Below are 19,358 nucleotides of genomic sequence, written 5' to 3'. Positions count from 1 at the left end.
TTTGAATGTGGGGGTTGCGTATGTTTACGGTCGGAACCGCTCGCACCGCGGGCCCCGTCGACCGTCACGCCGAATCCTGCCGTCGGTCGGAGGGAACAGACGCGTAAAGCGCCGTAGGCAGGAGCGGGGGACCCAGGTAGGCGCCGGCCCCGATCGTCGAAGGACGCATCAGGACCGGCTTGGGGTGAAGTCGCGTGCTAGGACGTGCGACCGGGCAACTCACTTGGCCCGAACCCGACAGCTCACCTCGTAGGCGTCGGTGAGGAGAAGTTCCATGCTGTTTTCCAGCAAGGGCAAGCACCGCCGCCCGTCCAAGGCCGTCCGCATCGCCACGCTCGCCGGTGTCACCGGTGCCGCCGTCGCCGCCCCCCTGATGGGTGCGACCAGCGCCTCCGCCGCCTCCGTCGCCACCTGGGACGCCGTCGCCCAGTGCGAGTCCGGTGGCAACTGGTCGATCAACACCGGCAACGGCTACTACGGTGGCCTGCAGTTCTCCCAGTCCAGCTGGGCCGCCGCCGGTGGTCTGCAGTACGCCCCCCGCGCCGACCTGGCCACCAAGGCCCAGCAGATCGCCACCGCCGAGCGCCTCCTCGACTTGCAGGGCCCGGGTGCCTGGGCCTGCGCCGGTGCCGGCGGCCTGACCAACGACGGCGTCGACCCGGGCGTCGACACCGGCTCCTCCGGCTCCACCGAGAAGTCCGGCTCCACCCAGCAGCAGAGCACCCCGGCCGCCCCGAAGCAGCAGTCGCAGCCGACCCGCCAGGCCCAGCCGAAGCAGGAGCGCACCGAGGCCCCCGCCGCCTCCCGCTCCGAGCGCTCCGCCGCCCCGCGGGCCGAGGCCAAGAAGACCGTCACCACCCCGACCGGCAAGAAGGTCAAGAAGGGCGACGGCGAGTACAAGGTCGTCACCGGCGACTCGCTGAGCAAGATCGCCGCCGACCAGGACGTCGAGGGCGGCTGGCAGAAGCTGTTCGAGCTGAACAAGGACATCGTCGAGAACGCCGACCTGATCTACCCGGGTCAGCAGCTGCACCTGACGAAGTAGCCGGGACCCTCTCCTCCCCGGCGGCCCCGGCCCGCGCGACCCTCCGTACGCGCGGGCCGGGGTTTCCGCCTTCCCGCCGCGCGGACGGCCCCGGCCCTCACGGGCGGGCCCCCGCCGCCGGAGTCCTCCTCCCCGTAAGGGGGAGGGGTGCCCGTAAAAGGGGAGGGACTGTTCAACTCCTGTAGTTACCAGCCGGTAAAAATCTGGTCTTTCATCCCGCATTGTCCGCCCCCGGGTCCTTTTTCGTCCCAGGGGACGGGCGGTCGTCGGGCTGATCGGGCCGGGCCGGTTAGGCTCTTGTCGCAAGGCCAAAGCGACCCTGCACAACCAGCGTCATATCCCAGAAGGAGATGCCTCGTGCCGTCCATCGACGTCGTCGTAGCCCGGGAAATCCTCGACTCCCGCGGAAACCCCACGGTCGAGGTCGAGGTCGGCCTCGACGACGGCAGCACGGGCCGTGCTGCCGTCCCGTCCGGCGCCTCCACCGGTGCGTTCGAGGCCATCGAGCTTCGTGACGGTGACCCCAACCGCTACCAGGGCAAGGGCGTCGAGAAGGCCGTCCTCGCCGTGATCGAGCAGATCGGCCCGGAGCTCGTCGGCTACGACGCCACCGAGCAGCGGCTGATCGACCAGGCGATGTTCGACCTGGACGCCACGGAGAACAAGGGCTCGCTCGGCGCCAACGCCATCCTCGGCGTCTCGCTGGCCGTCGCCCACGCCGCGTCCGAGGCCTCGGACCTGCCGCTGTTCCGCTACCTGGGCGGCCCGAACGCGCACCTGCTGCCCGTTCCGATGATGAACATCCTCAACGGCGGTTCGCACGCCGACTCCAACGTGGACATCCAGGAGTTCATGATCGCCCCGATCGGCGCGGAGTCCTTCTCCGAGGCCCTGCGCTGGGGTGCCGAGGTCTACCACACGCTGAAGAAGGTCCTGAAGGCCAAGGGCCTGTCGACCGGCCTCGGTGACGAGGGCGGCTTCGCGCCGAACCTGGACTCGAACCGCGCCGCCCTCGACCTCATCCTGGAAGCCGTCAAGGAAGCCGGCTACGTCCCGGGCAAGGACATCGCGCTCGCGCTCGACGTCGCCGCGTCCGAGTTCTACAAGGACGGCAAGTACGAGTTCGAGGGCAAGTCCCGCTCGGCCGCCGAGATGACCGAGTACTACGAGGAGCTCGTCTCCGCGTACCCGCTGGTCTCCATCGAGGACCCGCTGTACGAGGACGACTGGGCCGGCTGGAAGGTCATCACCGACAAGCTCGGCTCCAAGGTCCAGCTCGTCGGCGACGACCTGTTCGTCACCAACCCGGAGCGCCTGGCCCGCGGCATCGAGGAGGGCTCCGCCAACGCCCTGCTCGTCAAGGTCAACCAGATCGGTTCGCTGACCGAGACCCTGGACGCCGTGGAGCTGGCCCAGCGCAACGGCTTCAAGTGCATGATGTCGCACCGCTCCGGCGAGACCGAGGACGTCACCATCGCCGACCTCGCCGTCGCCACCAACTGCGGTCAGATCAAGACCGGCGCCCCGGCCCGTTCCGAGCGCGTCGCCAAGTACAACCAGCTGCTGCGCATCGAGGAGATCCTCGACGACGCCGCGGTGTACGCGGGCCGCTCGGCGTTCCCCCGGTTCCGTTCCGCCAACTAGTTCCCCGTCCCGCGGACCGGGGCGTGCGCCGGGAACGGCGCCGACCGCCCCGCCGCGAGTACGGGCCATGGCGTCCGTCCGTCCCCGCACTCGGTCCCGTACCGTGTGCGGGGACGGACGTGCGTATCGGGTGCGTATTGGGGAGGCGGAGAAATGGCCGCGAAGGACCGGGACCGGTTCTCCACCGCGACCCGGCTGCGGCTGCTCGGCGAGCAGACCGCCGCCCGCGTCTACCGGTCCCAGAGCCGCCGCCAGGCCCGCCGCTCACGGCTCACCGGCCGGGCGGCGTTCCTCGCCCTCGTCGTCTGCTCCCTGGTGGTCGCGCTCGCGTACCCGATGCGCAGCTACGTCTCGCAGCGGGACGAGATCGCCGAACAGGAGCGACTGGCCGAGGAGGCGCGGACCCGTACCGAGGAGCTGCGCGACGAGAAGGCGCGCCTCCAGGACGACGCGTACATCAGGCAGCTGGCCCGTACGCATCTGCACTACCTTCTTCCCGGGGAGACCGGTTACACGGTGATCGACCCCGACGCGGTCGAGGAGCGCAACGGCAGGGCGGGCGAGTCCGGCCGGCCGTGGCACTCCAACCTCTGGGACGGCATCGACACCGCCGACGGCGCCGACCGCGACTGACCCTCTCCACCCATCTGCAGAACCGCAGTTCGAGCAGCCCGACCAGAACCTAGGCAGGCATGGAAACGCCCCCTCCCCAGACCGAGCCCACCGCGCCCACCGAGGCGGACATCGCCGCGTTCCAGCAGCAGCTGGGCCGGCCGCCGCGCGGCCTGCGCGCGATCGCGCACCGCTGCCCGTGCGGCAACCCCGACGTGGTCGAGACGCAGCCCCGGCTGGAGGACGGCACGCCGTTCCCGACGACGTACTACCTGACGTGCCCGCGCGCCGCGTCCGCGATCGGCACGCTGGAGGCGAACGGGGTCATGAAGGAGATGACCGAGCGCCTCGCCACCGACCCCGAGCTGGCCGCCGCCTACCGGGCCGCCCACGAGGACTACATCGCCCGGCGCGACGCCATCGAGGTGCTGGAGGGCTTCCCGAGCGCGGGCGGCATGCCGGACCGCGTGAAGTGCCTGCACGTCCTGGTCGGGCACTCGCTGGCCGCGGGGCCGGGGGTGAACCCGCTGGGCGACGAGGCGATCGCGATGCTGCCGGAGTGGTGGCGCAAGGGGCCGTGCGTCTCGCCGTGCGGCGAGCCGGACGAGGGCTGACGGTTCCTTCCGGGGGGCTCCGCCCCCGGACCCCCGCTCCTCAATCGCCGGAGGGGCTTGCATGTGCTCCTCGGCCGCCGGAGGGGCCGATCCGCCCCTCGGATGCCGGAGGGGCTTGGTTCGCTCCTCCGTCTCCGTTCCTCGGAGGGGCTCGATCTGGGAGTACTTCATGACCCGCGTGGCCGCCATCGACTGCGGTACCAACTCCATCCGTCTGCTCGTCGCCGACGCCGACCCGGCCACCGGTGAACTCGTCGAGCTCGACCGCCGGATGGAGATCGTCCGTCTCGGCCAGGGCGTCGACCGCACCGGGCGGCTCGCCCCCGAGGCCCTGGAGCGGACGTTCGCCGCCTGCCGCCGGTACGCGGCGGTGATCGAGGAGCACGGCGCGCAGCGGATCCGCTTCGTGGCCACCTCGGCCTCCCGCGACGCGGAGAACCGGGACGAGTTCGTCCGCGGCGTGCGGGAGATCCTGGGCGTCGACCCCGAGGTGATCAGCGGCGACCAGGAGGCGGAGTTCTCCTTCACCGGCGCCACCAGGGAACTCGCGGACCACGACCACCTGGCGAAGCCGTACCTCGTCGTGGACATCGGCGGCGGCTCCACCGAGTTCGTCGTGGGCGACGACCACGTCCGGGCCGCGCGCTCCGTGGACATCGGCTGCGTCCGGATGACCGAACGTCACCTGGTGCGGGACGGCGTCGTGACCGACCCGCCGTCCGCCGGCCGGATCGACGCGATCCGGGCCGACATCGAGGCCGCCCTCGACCTCGCCGAGGAGAGCGTCCCGCTCGCCGGGACCGCCACCCTCGTCGGCCTCGCCGGGACGGTCACCACGGTCGCCGCGATCGCCCAGGGGCTGGAGGAGTACGACTCGGAGGCGATCCACCACTCCCGGATCTCCTTCGACCAGGTGCAGGGGATCACCTCCCGGCTCCTCGCCTCCACCCACGCCGAACGGGCCGCGATCGGCGCGATGCACCCGGGACGCGTCGACGTGATCGCCGCCGGGGCGCTGATCCTGCTCGCCGTGATGAAGCGGACCGGGGCCGAGGAGGTCGTCGTCAGCGAGCACGACATCCTCGACGGCATCGGCTGGTCGATCGCGTAGGGGCGCCCGACCGGTCGGGGACACCGGGCCGGCGGGGGCGTCGGGGCCGGGGCGGGGCGCAGGGCCGGGGCGGTGCCCGGACGCTCTTCCGTCTGCACTTCTGAGCCTCCGTCGGGTGGCTCTGGAGGGGTTCGGACGGCCTGGCGCGACGAAGTTCGTGAACTTCTTCACAAGGAATTCGGCCCTTCGGAGGGCGGTTCCGGTCCGTACGGACGTCCGAAGTGCCGGAGGGGTGCGTTCCGCGCCGTCCGGGGAGCGCTCCCGGAGCGTTTCCCGGACGCGTTCCGAAGCGGCGATCAGCCCCTCGTTCGGGGCCAAGGGCCAGCTCACAAGCGGTGAACAACGTTCGTGACCGCCTCGTGGTTCCCCCGAGGTCCCATGACCTGGGTCACGCGGGCGGCGAAGTGTAGCAGAGGGTCGCCCATACCTTGTGAAGGGGCTCACGAGGGCTCCCCCGGAGGGGGGTGGATACTCGATGGCATGAGCACCACGGAGCGTCCCAGGATCCTCGTAGTAGGCGGTGGGTACGTAGGCCTGTACGCAGCTCGTCGCATTCTGAAGAAGATGCGATACGGAGAGGCGACCGTCACGGTCGTCGACCCGCGGTCGTACATGACGTACCAGCCCTTCCTCCCCGAAGCTGCCGCCGGCAGCATCTCGCCTCGGCATGTCGTCGTCCCGCTGCGACGCGTGCTGCCCAAGGCTGAGGTACTCACCGGTCGTGTCACGACCATCGATCAGGACCGCAAGGTCGCCACGGTCGCGCCGCTCGTCGGCGAGGCCTACGAGCTGCCCTTCGACTACCTGGTCATCGCGATGGGCGCGGTCTCCCGCACCTTCCCGATCCCCGGCCTTGCCGAGCAGGGCATCGGCATGAAGGGCATCGAGGAGGCCATCGGCCTGCGCAACCACGTTCTCGAGCAGCTGGACAAGGCCGACTCGACGACCGATGAGGACGTCCGCCGCAAGGCGCTGACGTTCGTCTTCGTGGGCGGCGGCTTCGCCGGCGCGGAGACCATCGGCGAGGTCGAGGACATGGCCCGCGACGCGGCGAAGTACTACACGAACGTGAAGCGCGAGGACATGCGCTTCATCCTCGTCGACGCCGCCGACAAGATCCTTCCCGAGGTCGGCCCGAAGCTGGGCACCTGGGGCCGGGAGCACCTGGAGTCCCGTGGCGTCGAGGTCTTCCTCTCGACCTCCATGGACTCCTGCGTCGACGGCCACGTCGTTCTGAAGAACGGCCTGGAGGTCGACTCCAACACCATCGTGTGGACGGCCGGCGTGAAGCCGAACCCGGCGCTGGCCCGCTTCGGTCTGCCGCTCGGCCCCCGCGGCCACGTGGACTGCAACGAGAAGCTCCAGGTCAACGGCCTCGACTACGTGTGGGCCGCGGGCGACAACGCCCAGGTCCCGGACATGGTCGGACGCCGGGCCGGCAACCCCAACGCCTGGTGCCCGCCCAACGCCCAGCACGCGCTGCGTCAGGCCAAGGTCCTCGGCGACAACGTCATCTCCGGGATGCGCGGCTTCCCGCAGGGCGAGTACAGCCACGCCAACAAGGGTGCCGTCGCCGGTCTGGGGCTGCACAAGGGCGTCGCGATGATCGTCATGGGCAAGATGAAGATCAAGCTCAAGGGCCGTCTCGCCTGGTACATGCACCGTGGTTACCACGGCATGGCGATGCCGACCTGGAACCGCAAGATCCGGGTCTTCGCCGACTGGACGCTCGGCATGTTCCTCAAGCGCGAGGTCGTCTCGCTCGGCGCCATGGAGACGCCGCGCGAGGAGTTCTACGAGGCGGCCAAGCCGACTCCGGCACCGGCCGCCGCCAAGGCCGAGGGCGAGAAGGCCAAGGCCTCCTAGCCCGATCGCGGACCCACTCGTCCGCGAAGCACACGCGCGACCCCGAAGGGGCCGTCCGCCATCCGTGGTGCGGACGGCCCCTTCGGCGTATCCGGCCCCGTGCCGCGAGGCGCGGCACGGGGCCCCGGTGGTCGCCGCAGCGGCGGATGCGTGCAAAGGGCAGCTATTTTGCCCTTCCATTGCGCGGTAGCGGGATGGGGCATGCTTCGCCGACTGTTGACGGGTATGCGGCTCGCCGCGGTGCCACCGGTGCCCGGCGCGGCCGCGGCATGCCCGGGCGTGCCCGGGCACATCGGGAACACCACCACGGAGGTGTGTGCCATGGCAGACGCCGCGCTGCGGCTGACCGCTCTCGTCGAGGAGTTGCTGGGAGAAAGGCTGCCGGTCCGGATCCGGGCCTGGGACGGCAGCGAATCAGGACCGCCCGGTGCACCCGTGCTCGTCGTCCGCAGGCGCCGCGCGCTGCGCAGGCTGCTCTGGAAGCCGGGCGAACTGGGCCTGGCCCGCGCCTGGGTGGCGGGCGAGATCGACATCGAGGGCGACCTCTACGAGACCCTGGACCTCCTGGCCGCACTGATCTGGGAACGCCCCGACGGCGCCGGGGAGCGGGTCCACCCGGCCCGCGACCCCCGGGTCCGGGCCTTCGCCAAGGGGCTGCTGCGACTGGCCGGTCCCTGGCTCCCGCCGCCCCCGCCGCCCGAGGAGGTGCGCCGCCGCGTCGGCGCCCTGCACACCAGGCGCCGCGACAAGGAGGCCATCAGCCACCACTACGACGTGGGCAACGACTTCTACGAACTGGTCCTCGGTCCGTCCATGGTCTACTCCTGCGCCTACTGGGAGGACGGCGGCGACCTGGAGGGCGCCCAGCGCGACAAGCTGGACCTGGTCTGCCGCAAGCTCGCGCTGAAGGAGGGGGACCGCCTCCTGGACGTCGGCTGCGGCTGGGGCTCGATGGCCATCCACGCGGCCCGCGAGTACGGCGCCAGGGTCACCGGGGTGACGCTCTCCGCCGAACAGGCCGCCTACGCCAGGAAACGCGTCGCGGAGGAGGGTCTGGCCGACCGGGTGGAGATCCGGGTCCAGGACTACCGGGACGTCAGGGACGGCCCGTACGACGCCGTCTCGTCCATCGGCATGGCCGAGCACGTCGGAGCGGTCCGCTTCCGCGAGTACGCCGACGACCTCTACGCACTCCTCAAGCCCGGCGGCCGGCTCCTCAACCACCAGATCGCCCGCCGCCCGGAGCGGAACGAGTCCGCGTACCACGTGGACGACTTCATCGACGCCTATGTCTTCCCGGACGGCGAACTGGCCCCGGTCGGACGGACCGTGACGGCCCTTGAGGAGGCCGGTTTCGAGGCCCGTGACGTGGAGTCGATCCGCGAGCACTACGCCCTGACCCTGCGCCGGTGGGTCGCCAACCTGGAGAAGCAGTGGGACCGCGCGGTCCGGATGACCTCGTACGGGCGGGCCAGGGTCTGGCGCCTCTACATGGCCGCCTCCGCGCTCTCCTTCGAGCACAACAAGATCGGCGTCAACCAGATCCTCGTGGTGCGTCCGGCGGAGGGCGGGTCCTCCCGCATGCCGCTGCGGGCCCGTGACTGGACGGCGTCCGCGACCGGCTGACACCACGACGGAACGGGGTCCCTCGTAGTAGGGGCAGGGGGCCCACGACGGAGCGGGGCCCGGTGCCCCTCGCGGCAGGGGCAGGGGGCCTCATGACGGAACGGGGGCCGGTACGCGCAGCACCGTGCTGCGCGTACCGGCCCCCGGCCGTGTGCGGGCCCCCGACGGCTATTCGGTCTTGATCGCCGTCAGCATGTTCAGCTTCGCGGCGCTGCGGGCCGGCCAGAGCGCGGCCAGCACGCCCACGGCACCCGCCAGCACCAGGAAGACCGCGATCCGGTCCCACGGGATGACCAGCGCGTACTCCGGGATGTCCGACGACAGGGTCTGCCCGATGGCCCAGCCGAGGAACATGCCGAGCGCCACACCGATCACCGCGCCGAAGAGCGAGATGACCACGGCCTCCAGCCGGATCATGCGCTTCACCCTGCGCCGGTCCAGGCCGATGGCCCGCAGCATGCCGATCTCCTGCTGACGCTCGAAGACCGACATCGCCAGGGTGTTGATGACCCCGAGCACCGCGATGATCAGGGCCATCGCCAGCAGCCCGTACATGATGTTCATCGCGAGGTTGACCGAGCCGCCGAACATGTCGCGGATGTCCTGACGGTCCATGATGCTCATGGCCGGGTTGTCGCCCAGCGCGTCCACCACGGCCTGCTCGTTGGCCTCGGTCGCGCCGCCGTCCATCTTCAGCCAGACCTCCCGGATGTTGGCCAGGCTGCCGTGCCGGTCGGCGATGTCCCTCGGGAGCAGGACCGGGGAGAGGAACTCGTTCCCCTTGTAGACGGCGCCGACCTTCAGCTCGCCCTTCTTCTCGTCCTCGAACTTCACCGGCAGGGTGTCGCCGGTCTTCCAGCCGTTGGACTTCGCGGTCTTCTCGTCGACGGCGATCTCGCCCCTGCCGAGCGAGTCGAGCGAACCGGAGACGGCCTCGATCGCGAAGACCTGCTGCACGGCACCGGGGGTGACGGCGGACGCGGAGTGGTACTCGCCCTCGACCTCGATCGAGGCGGCCTGCTGCGGCGAGACCGCCGAGGCGCCCTTGGTCTTCTCCAGGGCGGCGAGCGCCGACTTGTCGAGCGCGTCGCCGCTCGCCATCGTCACCATGTAGTCGGCCCGGACGTTGTCCGTGGTCATCCGGTCGACCGCCTGGCCGAGTGTGACGCCGAGCACCGAGATGCCGGTGACCAGGGTGAGGCCGATCGCCAGCGCGGAGGCGGTGGCGCCGGTACGGCGCGGGTTGCGCACCGCGTTCTGCGCGGCCAGCTTGCCGGAGACCCCGAACAGCCGCTTCAGCAGCGGACGGACCAGTGCGATCACCGGCCGCGACAGCAGCGGGATCAGCACGATGACACCGATCAGCGCGAGGAAGGCACCCGCGGCGATGAGGGTCCGTCCGGCCGAACCGGACTTCACGGCGCCCGCCACGATCCCCGCCGAGCCCAGCAGGGTGAGCACCGCGCCGATCGAGTTGCGCAGCACCAGGGACTTGACGGTGGCCGTCGCGTGCACGCTGCTCATCGCCGCGACCGGCGGGATCTTGGCGGCCCGGCGGGCGGGCAGCCAGGCGGCCAGCACGGTGATCAGGACGCCGACGGCGAAGGCGGAGCCGATCGCGGTGGGCGAGACGATCAGCGGACCGGCCGGGATCTTCCCGCCGAACATGCCCATCATGGAGCGCAGCGCGGTGGCGAGGCCGAGACCGAGGGCGAAGCCGATGACCGAGGCGATCGCGCCGACCACGGCGGCCTCGATGAGCACCGAGCGCTTGACCTGGCGGCGGGAGGCGCCGACGGCGCGCATCAGGGCCAGCTCCTTGGTGCGCTGGGCCACCAGCATCGTGAAGGTGTTGGCGATCAGGAAGATGCCGACGAACAGGGCGATGCCGGCGAAGGCGAGCAGCATGGTGTTGATGGTGCTCAGACCGCTCTCGATGTCCTCGGCCTGCTGGTCCGCGAGGTCCTGGCCGGTCTTGGCCTCGGCGTCCTTGGGCAGCAGCGGCTTCACCGCGGACAGCAGCTCGTCGGCGGAGGCGCCGGAAGCGGCGGACACGGTGGCCTCCCGGAACACGCCGGGCTTCAGGTACAGCTTCTGGGCGACCTCGGTGTCGAAGAGCACCAGGCTGCCGCCGGCGTTGACCGCGCCGTCCTCGGTGGTGAAGACGCCGGAGAGGACGTACTCCTTCACCGGGCCGTTCGTGGCGACCCGGACCCGGTCACCGACCTGGTACTCGCCCTTCTTCGCGGTCTCCTTGTCGAGCGCGATCCGGTCGGCCGAGGCCGGGCCCGTGCCCTGGACGAAGGTGTACGCGTGGTCCTTGCCGTCCTTGCCGGGGGAGTAGTTCCCGCCGGTGTTCGACCAGCCGTTGCCTATCAGCTTGCCGTCGGGGTCGGCGACCCCGGCGAAGCCGGAGACCCGGCCGGTGGCGGTGTCGACGCCGTCCAGGCGCTGGATCTTCTCCAGGGTGGCGGCGGTGATGCCGGCGACCTTCTCGTCCTGCTGGTCGGCGTAGGTGGTGACGGCGACGGCGACGTCGTCGTAGCTCTTGGCCGACTGGTTGCGAAGGGCGTTGCCGAGGGTGTCGGTGAAGACCAGGGTGCCGGAGACGAAGGCCACGCCGAGCATCACGGCGAGGACGGTCATCAGCAGCCTGGCCTTGTGCGCGAGCACATTGCGCAGGGCGGTACGGAACATGTCTGTCAGTCCTGGGATGGGAAGGGGCTCTGAAGGGCGCGGGGGAGGGCGGGGTTCAGCTGGTGCGGCCCTTGGCGTCGAACGCCTTCATCCGGTCGAGGACCCCGTCCGCGGTGGGGTGCAGCATCTGGTCGACGATCCGGCCGTCCGCGAGGAAGATGACCCGGTCCGCGTAGGAGGCGGCGGCGGGGTCGTGGGTCACCATCACCACGGTCTGTCCCAGCTCGCGCACCGAGTTGCGCAGGAAGCCGAGGACCTCGGCGCCGGAGCGGGAGTCCAGGTTCCCGGTCGGCTCGTCACCGAAGATGATCTCCGGCTGCGAGGCCAGGGCGCGGGCCACCGCGACGCGCTGCTGCTGTCCGCCGGAGAGCTCGGTGGGCCGGTGGGTCAGCCGGTCGGAGAGCCCCACCATGTCGATGACGCGGCGCACCCACTCGGCGTCGGGCTTGCGGCCCGCGATGTCCATGGGGAGCGTGATGTTCTCGTACGCCGTCAGCGTGGGGAGCAGGTTGAACGCCTGGAAGATGAAGCCGATCTTGTCCCGGCGGAGCTGGGTGAGCTGCTTGTCCTTGAGGGAGCCCAGCTCCGTGTCGCCGATCCGCACCGAACCGCTGCTGAAGCTGTCCAGGCCGGCCACGCAGTGCATCAGCGTGGACTTGCCGGAGCCGGACGGGCCCATGATCGCGGTGAACTCGCCCCGGGGGAAGTCCACGGTGACCCCGTCCAGGGCGGTCACCCGGGTCTCGCCCTCTCCGTAGACCTTCGACAGATCCGTGGCGCGGGCGGCCACCGTGGTGGCGCGGGGTGCGGTGGAAACGGTGGTCACGGGAATCTCCTGGTTCGGGGCTCCGGCCGAGGCATCGTCCGGGGGTGGATCGGAACCCTTCCATCGTCACCGCCGGTCCGCCGCCGGACGTCAGTCCCCGTGCCCGTTCCTGGGGCCGTCTTGAGTCGCACCGGGGTGCCCGCGGCCTCCTCCTGCGGTATGACACCGACCCCGAGGCCACCCGTCCCGGGGACCACGCGACCGGTCCTCCGCCCGGTTTTCCCCCGGTCCTCGGGCCGCCCCGGCGGATGCGCCGTCCGGGTGCGGCGACTTTACGTCAATCCGGAATCATGCCCGGTGTGCCCGCTACCCCGCCCAGGCATGTGGCGATGTCGTTCGACGAGTGCTGACGCCCCCTCAAACGATCAATAAAATAAGACAACATCGCGCCACTGATCCGCTGTTCGGGGGAAGTCCCCGGCTAGGGTCATGTGCCAACGCGGAGCCGCGCGCCAGGCCCGGATGGTGGAATGCAGACACGGCGAGCTTAAACCTCGCTGCCCCTCGGGGGCGTACCGGTTCGAGTCCGGTTCCGGGCACCACTACGCACATGGCGCGGGCGGCCGCATCCCCGCCCCGGCACTCATGGACCGGCGACGGGAATCCCCTCGTACGGCGCGTGCCCGGTCGGCGGCGCGTGAAACCCGCGGAGCGCGCCCGTCCCCGCCACTGCTTCGTCCTCGCCACCGCTTCCGCCGTGCGGTGGCTGAGCTGCCGGGGCGGGGACGCGGGGGGAACATGGGAGGACGGCTGCGCGGGACGGGCGAGGCGCGGAGCCGCCCCGCTCCGGACGGTCCCCGGTGCGGGCAAGGAGGTCCGTTCGATGGTTGCGTCGGATGCGTGGCGGGCGGAGACCGGGGCGGAGGCGGAGTGGGACGCCCAGTCGGCCCCGGGCAGTCTGCTGGACGCGCTGAGTGTGGCCGCGGTGGTGCTCGGCGCCGACGGGCGGATCGTGCTGTGGAGCCCACAGGCCCAGGACCTGTTCGGCTGGAGCGCCGAGGAGGCGCTGGGGCAGTACGCGGCCGCGCTGATGGTCGCGGAGGAGCACGTGGGCCGGGTCGTGGAACTGTTCGCGGCCGTCATGGCGGGGAAGGGCAGCTGGGCCGGGGTCTTCCCCGTACGGCACAAGGACGGCTCCACCCGTCGGCTGGAGTTCCGCAACATGCGGCTGCTGGACGAGCACGGCGACGCGTACGCGCTGGGGATCGTCTGCGAGGAGGCCACGCTGCGCGGCGTGGAGCGCGATCTGGCGCTCCACGCCCGGCTGGTGGCGCAGTCGCCCTTCGGACTGGCCGTGCTGGACCCCGAGCTGCGCCTCCTGCTGGTCAACCCGGCGCTGGAACGGATCACCGGGCGGCCGGCCGCCGAACACCTGGGCCGCGGCCCCCGCGAACTGCTGCCGTTCCTGGACTGCGACGGGATCGAGTCCGCCATGCGCCGGGTGCTGGCCACCGGCGTCTCCGTGCGCGACCGGTTCATGACCGGCCGTTCCCCCGCCGACCCCGGCCACGAGAGCGCCTGGTCGATCTCGTGCTACCGGCTGGAGGACACCAGAGGGCGGCTGATCGGCGTCACGATGATCATCTCGGACGTGACCGAGCAGCACCGGGCGTCCATCGAGGCCGCCGAGGCCCGGCGGCGGCTGGCGGTCATCGCCCGCGCCTCCGAGCGGGTCGGCACCGCCCTGGACCTGGAGCTCACCGCCCGCGAACTGGCGGAGGTGGTCGTGGACGAGCTGGCCGACATCGCGGCGGTCGACGTACTCGACTCGGTCCTGACCGCCTCCGAGCCGGCCGCCCCGCTCGACCGGGGCCCGCACGCCTTCCGGGCCCTGGCCGTGGCCGCCGGCCACGAGAGCCCCGGCACGCTCGCCGCCGACCCGCCCGGGGAGACCGCCCTCTACGCGGCGGAGCGCCTGGTCACCCGCTGCGTGACCACCGGCCGCCCGGTCCTCGTGGCCGAGGTCACCGACCGGGACCTGCACCGCATCGCCCGCGACGAGAAGGCCGTCGACCTGATGAAGGAGGCGGGCGTGCACTCCTACCTGGCCGTGCCGCTGATCGCCCGCGGCCAGGTCCTCGGCGTGCTCGACCTCGTACGCACCCGCGACCCGCGGCCGTTCGACGACGAGGACGTCGCGATGACCTGCGAGCTGGCCTCCCGCGCCGCCGTGTGCATCGACAACGCCCGCTGGTACCAGCACGTGCACGGCACCGCCCTGACCCTCCAGCGCCATCTGCTCCCGCACCGGCCCCCGCAGCCGTCCGGTCTGCGGATCGCCTACCGGTACCAGCCGGCGGAGGCGGACAGCGGGATCGGCGGCGACTGGTTCGACGCCATCCCCCTCCCGCAGGGCCGCACGGCCCTCGTCGTCGGCGACGTGATGGGCCACGGGATCAACGCCGCCGCCACGATGGGACAGCTGCGCACCGCCACCCGCGCCCTCGCCGGACTCGAACTCGCCCCCGCCGAGGTGCTGCACCACCTGGACCGCGTCACCGCCGACCTGCACGAGACGACCGCCACCTGCGTCTACGCCGTCATCGACCCGCACCGCCACACGTACCGCGTCGCGCTGGCCGGCCACCCGCCGCCCGTCCTGCTCCGGCCCGGCAGCGCCCCCCGACTGCTGGACCTGCCCACCGGGGCGCCGCTGGGCGTCGGCGGCGTCCCCTTCCGCACCGCGGCCCTGGACCTGCGGGCCGGGGACAGCCTCGTCCTCTACACCGACGGGCTGGTGGAGACCCGTGACGAGCCCATCGACGCCCGCCTGGGCTCCCTGCTGCGCCTGCTCGCCGAACCCCACGCCTCCCTGGAGGCGGCCTGCGACCGGGTGCTGACCGTGCTGCGCCACCCCGGCCACGACGACGACGTCGCCCTGCTCATCGCACAGCTCACCCCCGACCGGGACTGAGCGGCCCGGACCGCGCCGGACACGGGCCCCGGTATGAGCGAATTGCAAAATTATGCAATTAATTACATGCTGTGTTCGGTGTGTCTGCAACTGTCCGCGGGCGTGCCGGTGTCCAGCGACGTCCCGGAACCCCGGGGCCGAAGGGGGTCCGTGGTCGTGCCGGTTCCGCTGTACCAGGCGAAGGCCGAGTTCTCCCGATGGGCGCCCGGCCCCCGGCGGGTGTCCGGCTCATGACCGAGCGGCTCGAAGCCCTGCCCCTGCGCCACGTGCTGACCCTGCCCACGATGGGCGCCGCCGTCCGCACGGCGCGCGAGACCACCGAACAGGTGCTGGTCGAGTGGGGCATCGGCCTGAACCACCCCAGCGTCGGCCCGACCCTGCTGATCCTCAGCGAGCTGGTCACCAACAGCGTCCGGCACGCGGCCGTGCTGTCCCCGAACGTGACCGTGCTCTACGCGGCGGGCCCGGACACGTTCGCGTTCGGCGTCCACGACCGCCACCCGTACCGGCCCGCCCTGCACGCACCGGCCGTCGGCGCGGCCGGCGGCGGCCTGGCCACGGTCACCGAACTCACCATGGCCCTCGGGGGCACGGCCGTCGTGCGCGACGACGCGGACGGACTGGGCAAGAGCATCTGGATCACCGTGCCCCTGCGGTGAGGACGGAGCGCGGCCGCCGCCCGGCCGCCCCTCCCGCACCTGCCACCAGAACATTACGAATTGTTAATGTCGGCAATTCACGAGGCCCGCGCATCGGAGCGGGCGCGCGAGGATGGCCCCATGGCGAAGAGTTTTGGGTGGACGCGATGCACGGGACACGTACGACCACGGCGGACCGGCCGGCCGGCCGGGGCCGAGTGCGCGAGGCCGCTGCGATGAGTGCGCCGCTGTACCAACTGAAGGCCGAGTTCTTCAAGACGCTCGGCCACCCCGTGCGGATCCGGGTGCTGGAGCTCCTCAGCGAGCGGGAGCACGCGGTGTCCGAGATGCTGTCCGAGATCGGCGTCGAGCCGGCCCACCTCTCGCAGCAGCTGGCCGTGCTGCGGCGGGCGAACCTGGTGGTCACGCGCCGGGAGGGCTCGGGCGTGTACTACTCGCTGGCCAACGCGCAGGTGGCGGAGCTGCTGAGGGTCGCCAGGACCATCCTGTCGGGGGTCCTCGCCGGTCAGGCCGAGCTGCTGGCCGACCTGCGCGCGGCCGAACCGGACCGCCGCTAGGGGAGGGCCGTCCACTCGAACACGGACCACATCCTGCTCGGGGCGCCCGTCGGAAAGCGACGGGCCGTCCCCCGTGGATCCGGGCCCCGGGGCCCGGATCCACGGGGGACGGCCCGTTCATCGTTTCCGTAAAGATCCTCCCCAAGCACTAGTCTGATTCTTTTGCCTACCCATTACTCTTGTGGGAAGGCCACGCAGGGTGGCCATGGAGGAGTGAGATGAGGAGCAGCAACCCGGTCTTCTCGCGACGGGGCTTCAGCCGCGACAACGGATACGCGGGCTTCAACGCGGCGCCGCAGGCCGGGGCCCCCGCAGCGGGCACCAACCCGTACGCGCAGGGCGCCGCCGCGAACCCGTACGCCACCAACCCCTACGCCCAGCCGGACGCCCAGTACGGCGCCCCGCAGGCGCCGACGCGCCCCGGCGCGATGACGATCGACGACGTCGTCACCCGGACCGGGATCACGCTCGGCACCGTGGTGCTCGGCGCCGCCCTCGCCTGGCTCCTGCTGCCGGTCGACGCGGCCAACCTCGGCAAGTCGTACGGCATCGCGATCGGCGCCGCACTGGTGGCGTTCGTCCTGTCGCTCGTCCAGTCCTTCAAGAGCAAGCCGGTCCCGGCGCTGATCGTCTCGTACGCGGCCTTCGAGGGCGTCTTCCTCGGAGTGATCTCCAGCGCGGTCAGCACGTACATCGGACCGGGCGTCGTGGTGCAGGCGGTGATGGGCACCATGTGCGTCTTCGCCGGTGTGCTCATCGCGTACAAGATGCGCTGGATCCGCGTGACCCGCCGCTTCTACGGCTTCGTGATGGCCGCCGCCATGGGCTTCATGCTCCTGATGGTGGTCAACCTGCTGTTCTCCGTCTTCAGCGGCGGTGACGGCCTCGGCTTCCGCAGCGGTGGCCTCGGCATCCTCTTCGGTGTCATCGGGATCATCCTCGGCGCCTGCTTCCTGGCGCTGGACTTCAAGCAGGTCGAGGACGGCATCGCGTTCGGCGCCCCGCGCGAGGAGTCCTGGCTGGCCGCCTTCGGCCTCACCATGACCCTGGTGTGGATCTACCTGGAGATGCTGCGTCTGATCTCCATCCTGAGTGGCGACGACTGATCGTTGCCGCACCGCAGCAGCACCCGTACGACGGGAACGGCCCGCAGGCACTGTGCCTGCGGGCCGTTCCCGTTTTTCCGTGCCCGCCGGTGCGGGCGTGCGTGCGGGTGGGGGCGGGGCGGGCCTGATGCGTCCGGCCGGCGTCCTGTTGGCGGCCACCCGGCCGGGGCGCGTAGGGTCGCGGGGTGCTCGATACGACCCCGCTGATCACCGCCGTGGACCGCTTCGCCGACCGGCTGCGCGCCGCCCCGCAGAGCCGTCTCCAGCGCGGAGCCGCCGCCGAGGCGCTCGCCGCGGCCAGGGAGCTGGCGCTGCGGGCCCAGCGGATCGAGGCGCCGGACCGGGAGCCCCGGACCATGCCGGACGCGGGGGTCTTCGCGATCGGCGACCAGCTCGCCGTGGCGGGGCGCGATCTGGCGGTGGCACTGGAAACGGCCTCGTCGGCAGAGCTCGACGAGGCCGTGCGATTCGTCACGGAAGCGGCTGAGCGGGCATTCGCCTAGCCGGAAGCCGGAAGCCGGAAGCCGGGAGCCGGGAGCCGGGAGCCGGGAGCCGGGAGCCGGGAGCCGGGAGCCGGGAGCCGGGAGCCGGGAGCCGGGAGCCGGAAGCCGGATGACCGTGGGGGCGGGGCCGGGGACCGACCGGGGCGGTGACCGGCGAGAGCCGTTCCGCCCGTGTGCCGTGGTGCCGGTCCGGCCGTCGACCGGTCGGCCGGTCGTCGGTCAGAACGAGGCGATGACGCGGTCGGCGAGGATGTAGACGTTCTCCTTGCCGCAGGAGAACGTCAGCGCGTACGCGCCGGAGACGCCGGAACCACCCAGCAGAACCGGGTGCTCACCCGCCAGCAGGGATTCGGACAACCGCTCGGCCGTCTCGCGGTGCCCCGGGGTCATGCAGAGCGTGGTGCCGTCGGCGAAGACGTAGACGTCGAGGGTGCCGAGCGGGCCGGGGCGCACGTCGGCGAGCTCCGTACGGCTGTCGGCGAGCTCCTCCAGGCGGTTGACGGTGCGCTCGTGATCGGTGACGACGGGGGTCTGCACCGGTACGAAGTCGGGGTGCGAGGGGTGGCGGCGGCGGGCCGCGGCCAGCTCGGGGGAGTCCTCGGCGAACTCCGTGGCCCCGGTCAGCTCCGTCATGTCCGAGAGCCCGGTCAGCTCCGCCAGCTCCTCCAGGGCCTCGGTGGCGTCGAGATCCATCGCGTCCAGCCCCGCGAAGTCCGCCTGACGGGGCATGAAGAACGGCCCCTCCTCGCCCGTTCCGGCCGGGCCGCCCAGCAGGGACGGGGCGTCGGCGGCGTCACGGGCCTCCTGGGAGGCCCAGAAGGCGCGGGCCTCGGCGAGTTCGCGCTCGCGCTCCTCGGCGAGCGCCTCGGCGACGGCCGCGCGTATTTCGGCGACGGGGGTGGCGATGTCACCGCGGTTCTGCGCGGGCACGACGGTGCCGTGGACGCGGGCTGCGGCCAGCTCCGTACGGAGGGCCGAGACCTGCTTGCGCAGCCCGTGAGCAGCGTGCAGAGCAGCAGCGCCCACGGCCGTGGCGGCGGCGGTGGTCAGCAACAGGGCAAGAGGCATGGCGCTCACACATACTCCCGGTTTCAATCGATCCCCCGACTTCCTACCTCAGCTTGTCCCCTACCTGCGCCCTGTGTCAGTGCATTACGTCACGAATTGGACAGGTCTTTGGGCCCGGGGTTTAACCCCGGTGTGGGTGTGACCTGCGGGAATGGCTCTCCCCCAGGAGATAGGTCACATCCTGGGGGAGATTCGGTCACGGTCGGGGCTCGGAAACAGCCACTTCGGGGTCCGGAGATCGGCCGAAAGCCATGCCCTCCGGCGGCGGCCGGGTGTCGGGCCCACTAAAGGCGGGCCCGACACCCGGCCGACTCGGCCGCGCGTGTTCGTCGGTCGCGTTCGCTTCGTTTCCGCTGCGGGCAGGTGCCGCCCTCGTTCCTCGGGCGACCCCTACCCTCCGCTGCACCTCAGCTCAGCCGCGCGTGTTCGTCGGTCGCGTTCGCTTCGTTTCCGCTGCGGGCAGGTGCCGCCCTCGTTCCTCGGGCGACCCCTACCCTCCGCTGCACCTCA

Annotated in this window: 15 protein-coding genes, 1 tRNA gene and 1 riboswitch; of the genes, 13 read left to right on the top strand and 3 right to left on the bottom strand. The window is 71.5% G+C overall.

Annotated features, from left to right (window positions below):
• The first annotated feature begins 99 nt into the window (after window positions 1-99).
• Window positions 100-271: riboswitch (cyclic di-AMP (ydaO/yuaA leader) on the top strand.
• A gap of 3 nt (window positions 272-274) precedes the next feature.
• The 7 genes from ABZZ04_RS06425 (at window position 275) to ABZZ04_RS06395 (ending at window position 8,518) form a co-directional block, all read left to right on the top strand.
• Window positions 275-1,045, top strand: coding sequence for a transglycosylase family protein (locus ABZZ04_RS06425; RefSeq protein ID WP_356931040.1), 771 nt, complete (start codon window positions 275-277; stop codon window positions 1,043-1,045).
• Between the two features lie 357 nt (window positions 1,046-1,402).
• Window positions 1,403-2,689: a phosphopyruvate hydratase gene (gene eno, locus ABZZ04_RS06420; protein ID WP_356931039.1), complete on the top strand. Its 1,287-nt coding sequence runs from the start codon at window positions 1,403-1,405 to the stop codon at window positions 2,687-2,689.
• A 153-nt stretch (window positions 2,690-2,842) separates the two neighbouring features.
• Window positions 2,843-3,322, top strand: a complete 480-nt coding sequence (locus ABZZ04_RS06415; protein WP_356931038.1) for a septum formation initiator family protein — start codon at window positions 2,843-2,845, stop codon at window positions 3,320-3,322.
• Window positions 3,323-3,381: 59 nt separating this feature from the next.
• Entirely contained in the window at window positions 3,382-3,915 is a 534-nt protein-coding gene (locus ABZZ04_RS06410) for a DUF501 domain-containing protein (protein WP_283851962.1), read from the top strand.
• 169 nt (window positions 3,916-4,084) lie between these two features.
• On the top strand, window positions 4,085-5,026 hold the full coding sequence (locus tag ABZZ04_RS06405; protein WP_356931037.1) for a Ppx/GppA phosphatase family protein: 942 nt from the start codon (window positions 4,085-4,087) through the stop codon (window positions 5,024-5,026).
• A gap of 480 nt (window positions 5,027-5,506) precedes the next feature.
• Window positions 5,507-6,892: an NAD(P)/FAD-dependent oxidoreductase gene (locus tag ABZZ04_RS06400; protein ID WP_356931036.1), complete on the top strand. Its 1,386-nt coding sequence runs from the start codon at window positions 5,507-5,509 to the stop codon at window positions 6,890-6,892.
• Window positions 6,893-7,213: 321 nt separating this feature from the next.
• Complete coding sequence (locus ABZZ04_RS06395; protein ID WP_356931035.1) at window positions 7,214-8,518, top strand: cyclopropane-fatty-acyl-phospholipid synthase family protein; 1,305 nt, start codon at window positions 7,214-7,216, stop codon at window positions 8,516-8,518.
• A 168-nt stretch (window positions 8,519-8,686) separates the two neighbouring features.
• On the opposite strand, the gene ABZZ04_RS06390 is transcribed toward ABZZ04_RS06395, so the two are convergent.
• On the bottom strand, window positions 8,687-11,215 hold the full coding sequence (locus ABZZ04_RS06390) for an ABC transporter permease (RefSeq protein WP_356931034.1): 2,529 nt from the start codon (window positions 11,213-11,215) through the stop codon (window positions 8,687-8,689).
• A gap of 55 nt (window positions 11,216-11,270) precedes the next feature.
• Entirely contained in the window at window positions 11,271-12,041 is a 771-nt protein-coding gene (locus ABZZ04_RS06385) for an ABC transporter ATP-binding protein (RefSeq protein ID WP_356931033.1), read from the bottom strand.
• A gap of 456 nt (window positions 12,042-12,497) precedes the next feature.
• Between ABZZ04_RS06385 and ABZZ04_RS06380 the strand changes: the two genes are divergently transcribed.
• From ABZZ04_RS06380 to ABZZ04_RS06355, 6 genes are all read left to right on the top strand, one after another.
• Window positions 12,498-12,583, top strand: a tRNA-Leu gene (locus tag ABZZ04_RS06380).
• Window positions 12,584-12,864: 281 nt separating this feature from the next.
• Window positions 12,865-14,955, top strand: coding sequence for a SpoIIE family protein phosphatase (locus ABZZ04_RS06375; protein ID WP_356931032.1), 2,091 nt, complete (start codon window positions 12,865-12,867; stop codon window positions 14,953-14,955).
• A 230-nt stretch (window positions 14,956-15,185) separates the two neighbouring features.
• Window positions 15,186-15,614 carry an ATP-binding protein gene (locus ABZZ04_RS06370; RefSeq protein WP_356931031.1) on the top strand — a complete coding sequence of 143 codons (429 nt, stop codon included), beginning with the start codon at window positions 15,186-15,188 and terminating at the stop codon, window positions 15,612-15,614.
• Window positions 15,615-15,829: 215 nt separating this feature from the next.
• On the top strand, window positions 15,830-16,171 hold the full coding sequence (locus ABZZ04_RS06365) for a metalloregulator ArsR/SmtB family transcription factor (protein WP_356931030.1): 342 nt from the start codon (window positions 15,830-15,832) through the stop codon (window positions 16,169-16,171).
• A 218-nt stretch (window positions 16,172-16,389) separates the two neighbouring features.
• Window positions 16,390-17,277 carry a Bax inhibitor-1/YccA family protein gene (locus ABZZ04_RS06360; protein ID WP_356931029.1) on the top strand — a complete coding sequence of 296 codons (888 nt, stop codon included), beginning with the start codon at window positions 16,390-16,392 and terminating at the stop codon, window positions 17,275-17,277.
• Window positions 17,278-17,462: 185 nt separating this feature from the next.
• Window positions 17,463-17,780, top strand: a complete 318-nt coding sequence (locus tag ABZZ04_RS06355; protein WP_356931028.1) for a hypothetical protein — start codon at window positions 17,463-17,465, stop codon at window positions 17,778-17,780.
• Between the two features lie 219 nt (window positions 17,781-17,999).
• Here the strand turns inward: ABZZ04_RS06355 and ABZZ04_RS06350 are convergent, their stop codons facing one another.
• Window positions 18,000-18,833 (bottom strand): hypothetical protein, encoded by an 834-nt coding sequence (locus ABZZ04_RS06350; RefSeq protein ID WP_356931269.1) that lies wholly within the window; start codon window positions 18,831-18,833, stop codon window positions 18,000-18,002.
• Window positions 18,834-19,358 lie beyond the last annotated feature (525 nt).

It is taken from the genome of Streptomyces sp. NPDC006435, from assembly GCF_040612315.1.
In the GTDB taxonomy this organism is placed as follows: Bacteria; Actinomycetota; Actinomycetes; order Streptomycetales; family Streptomycetaceae; genus Streptomyces.
This window is presented reverse-complemented; position numbering and strand designations above follow the sequence as displayed.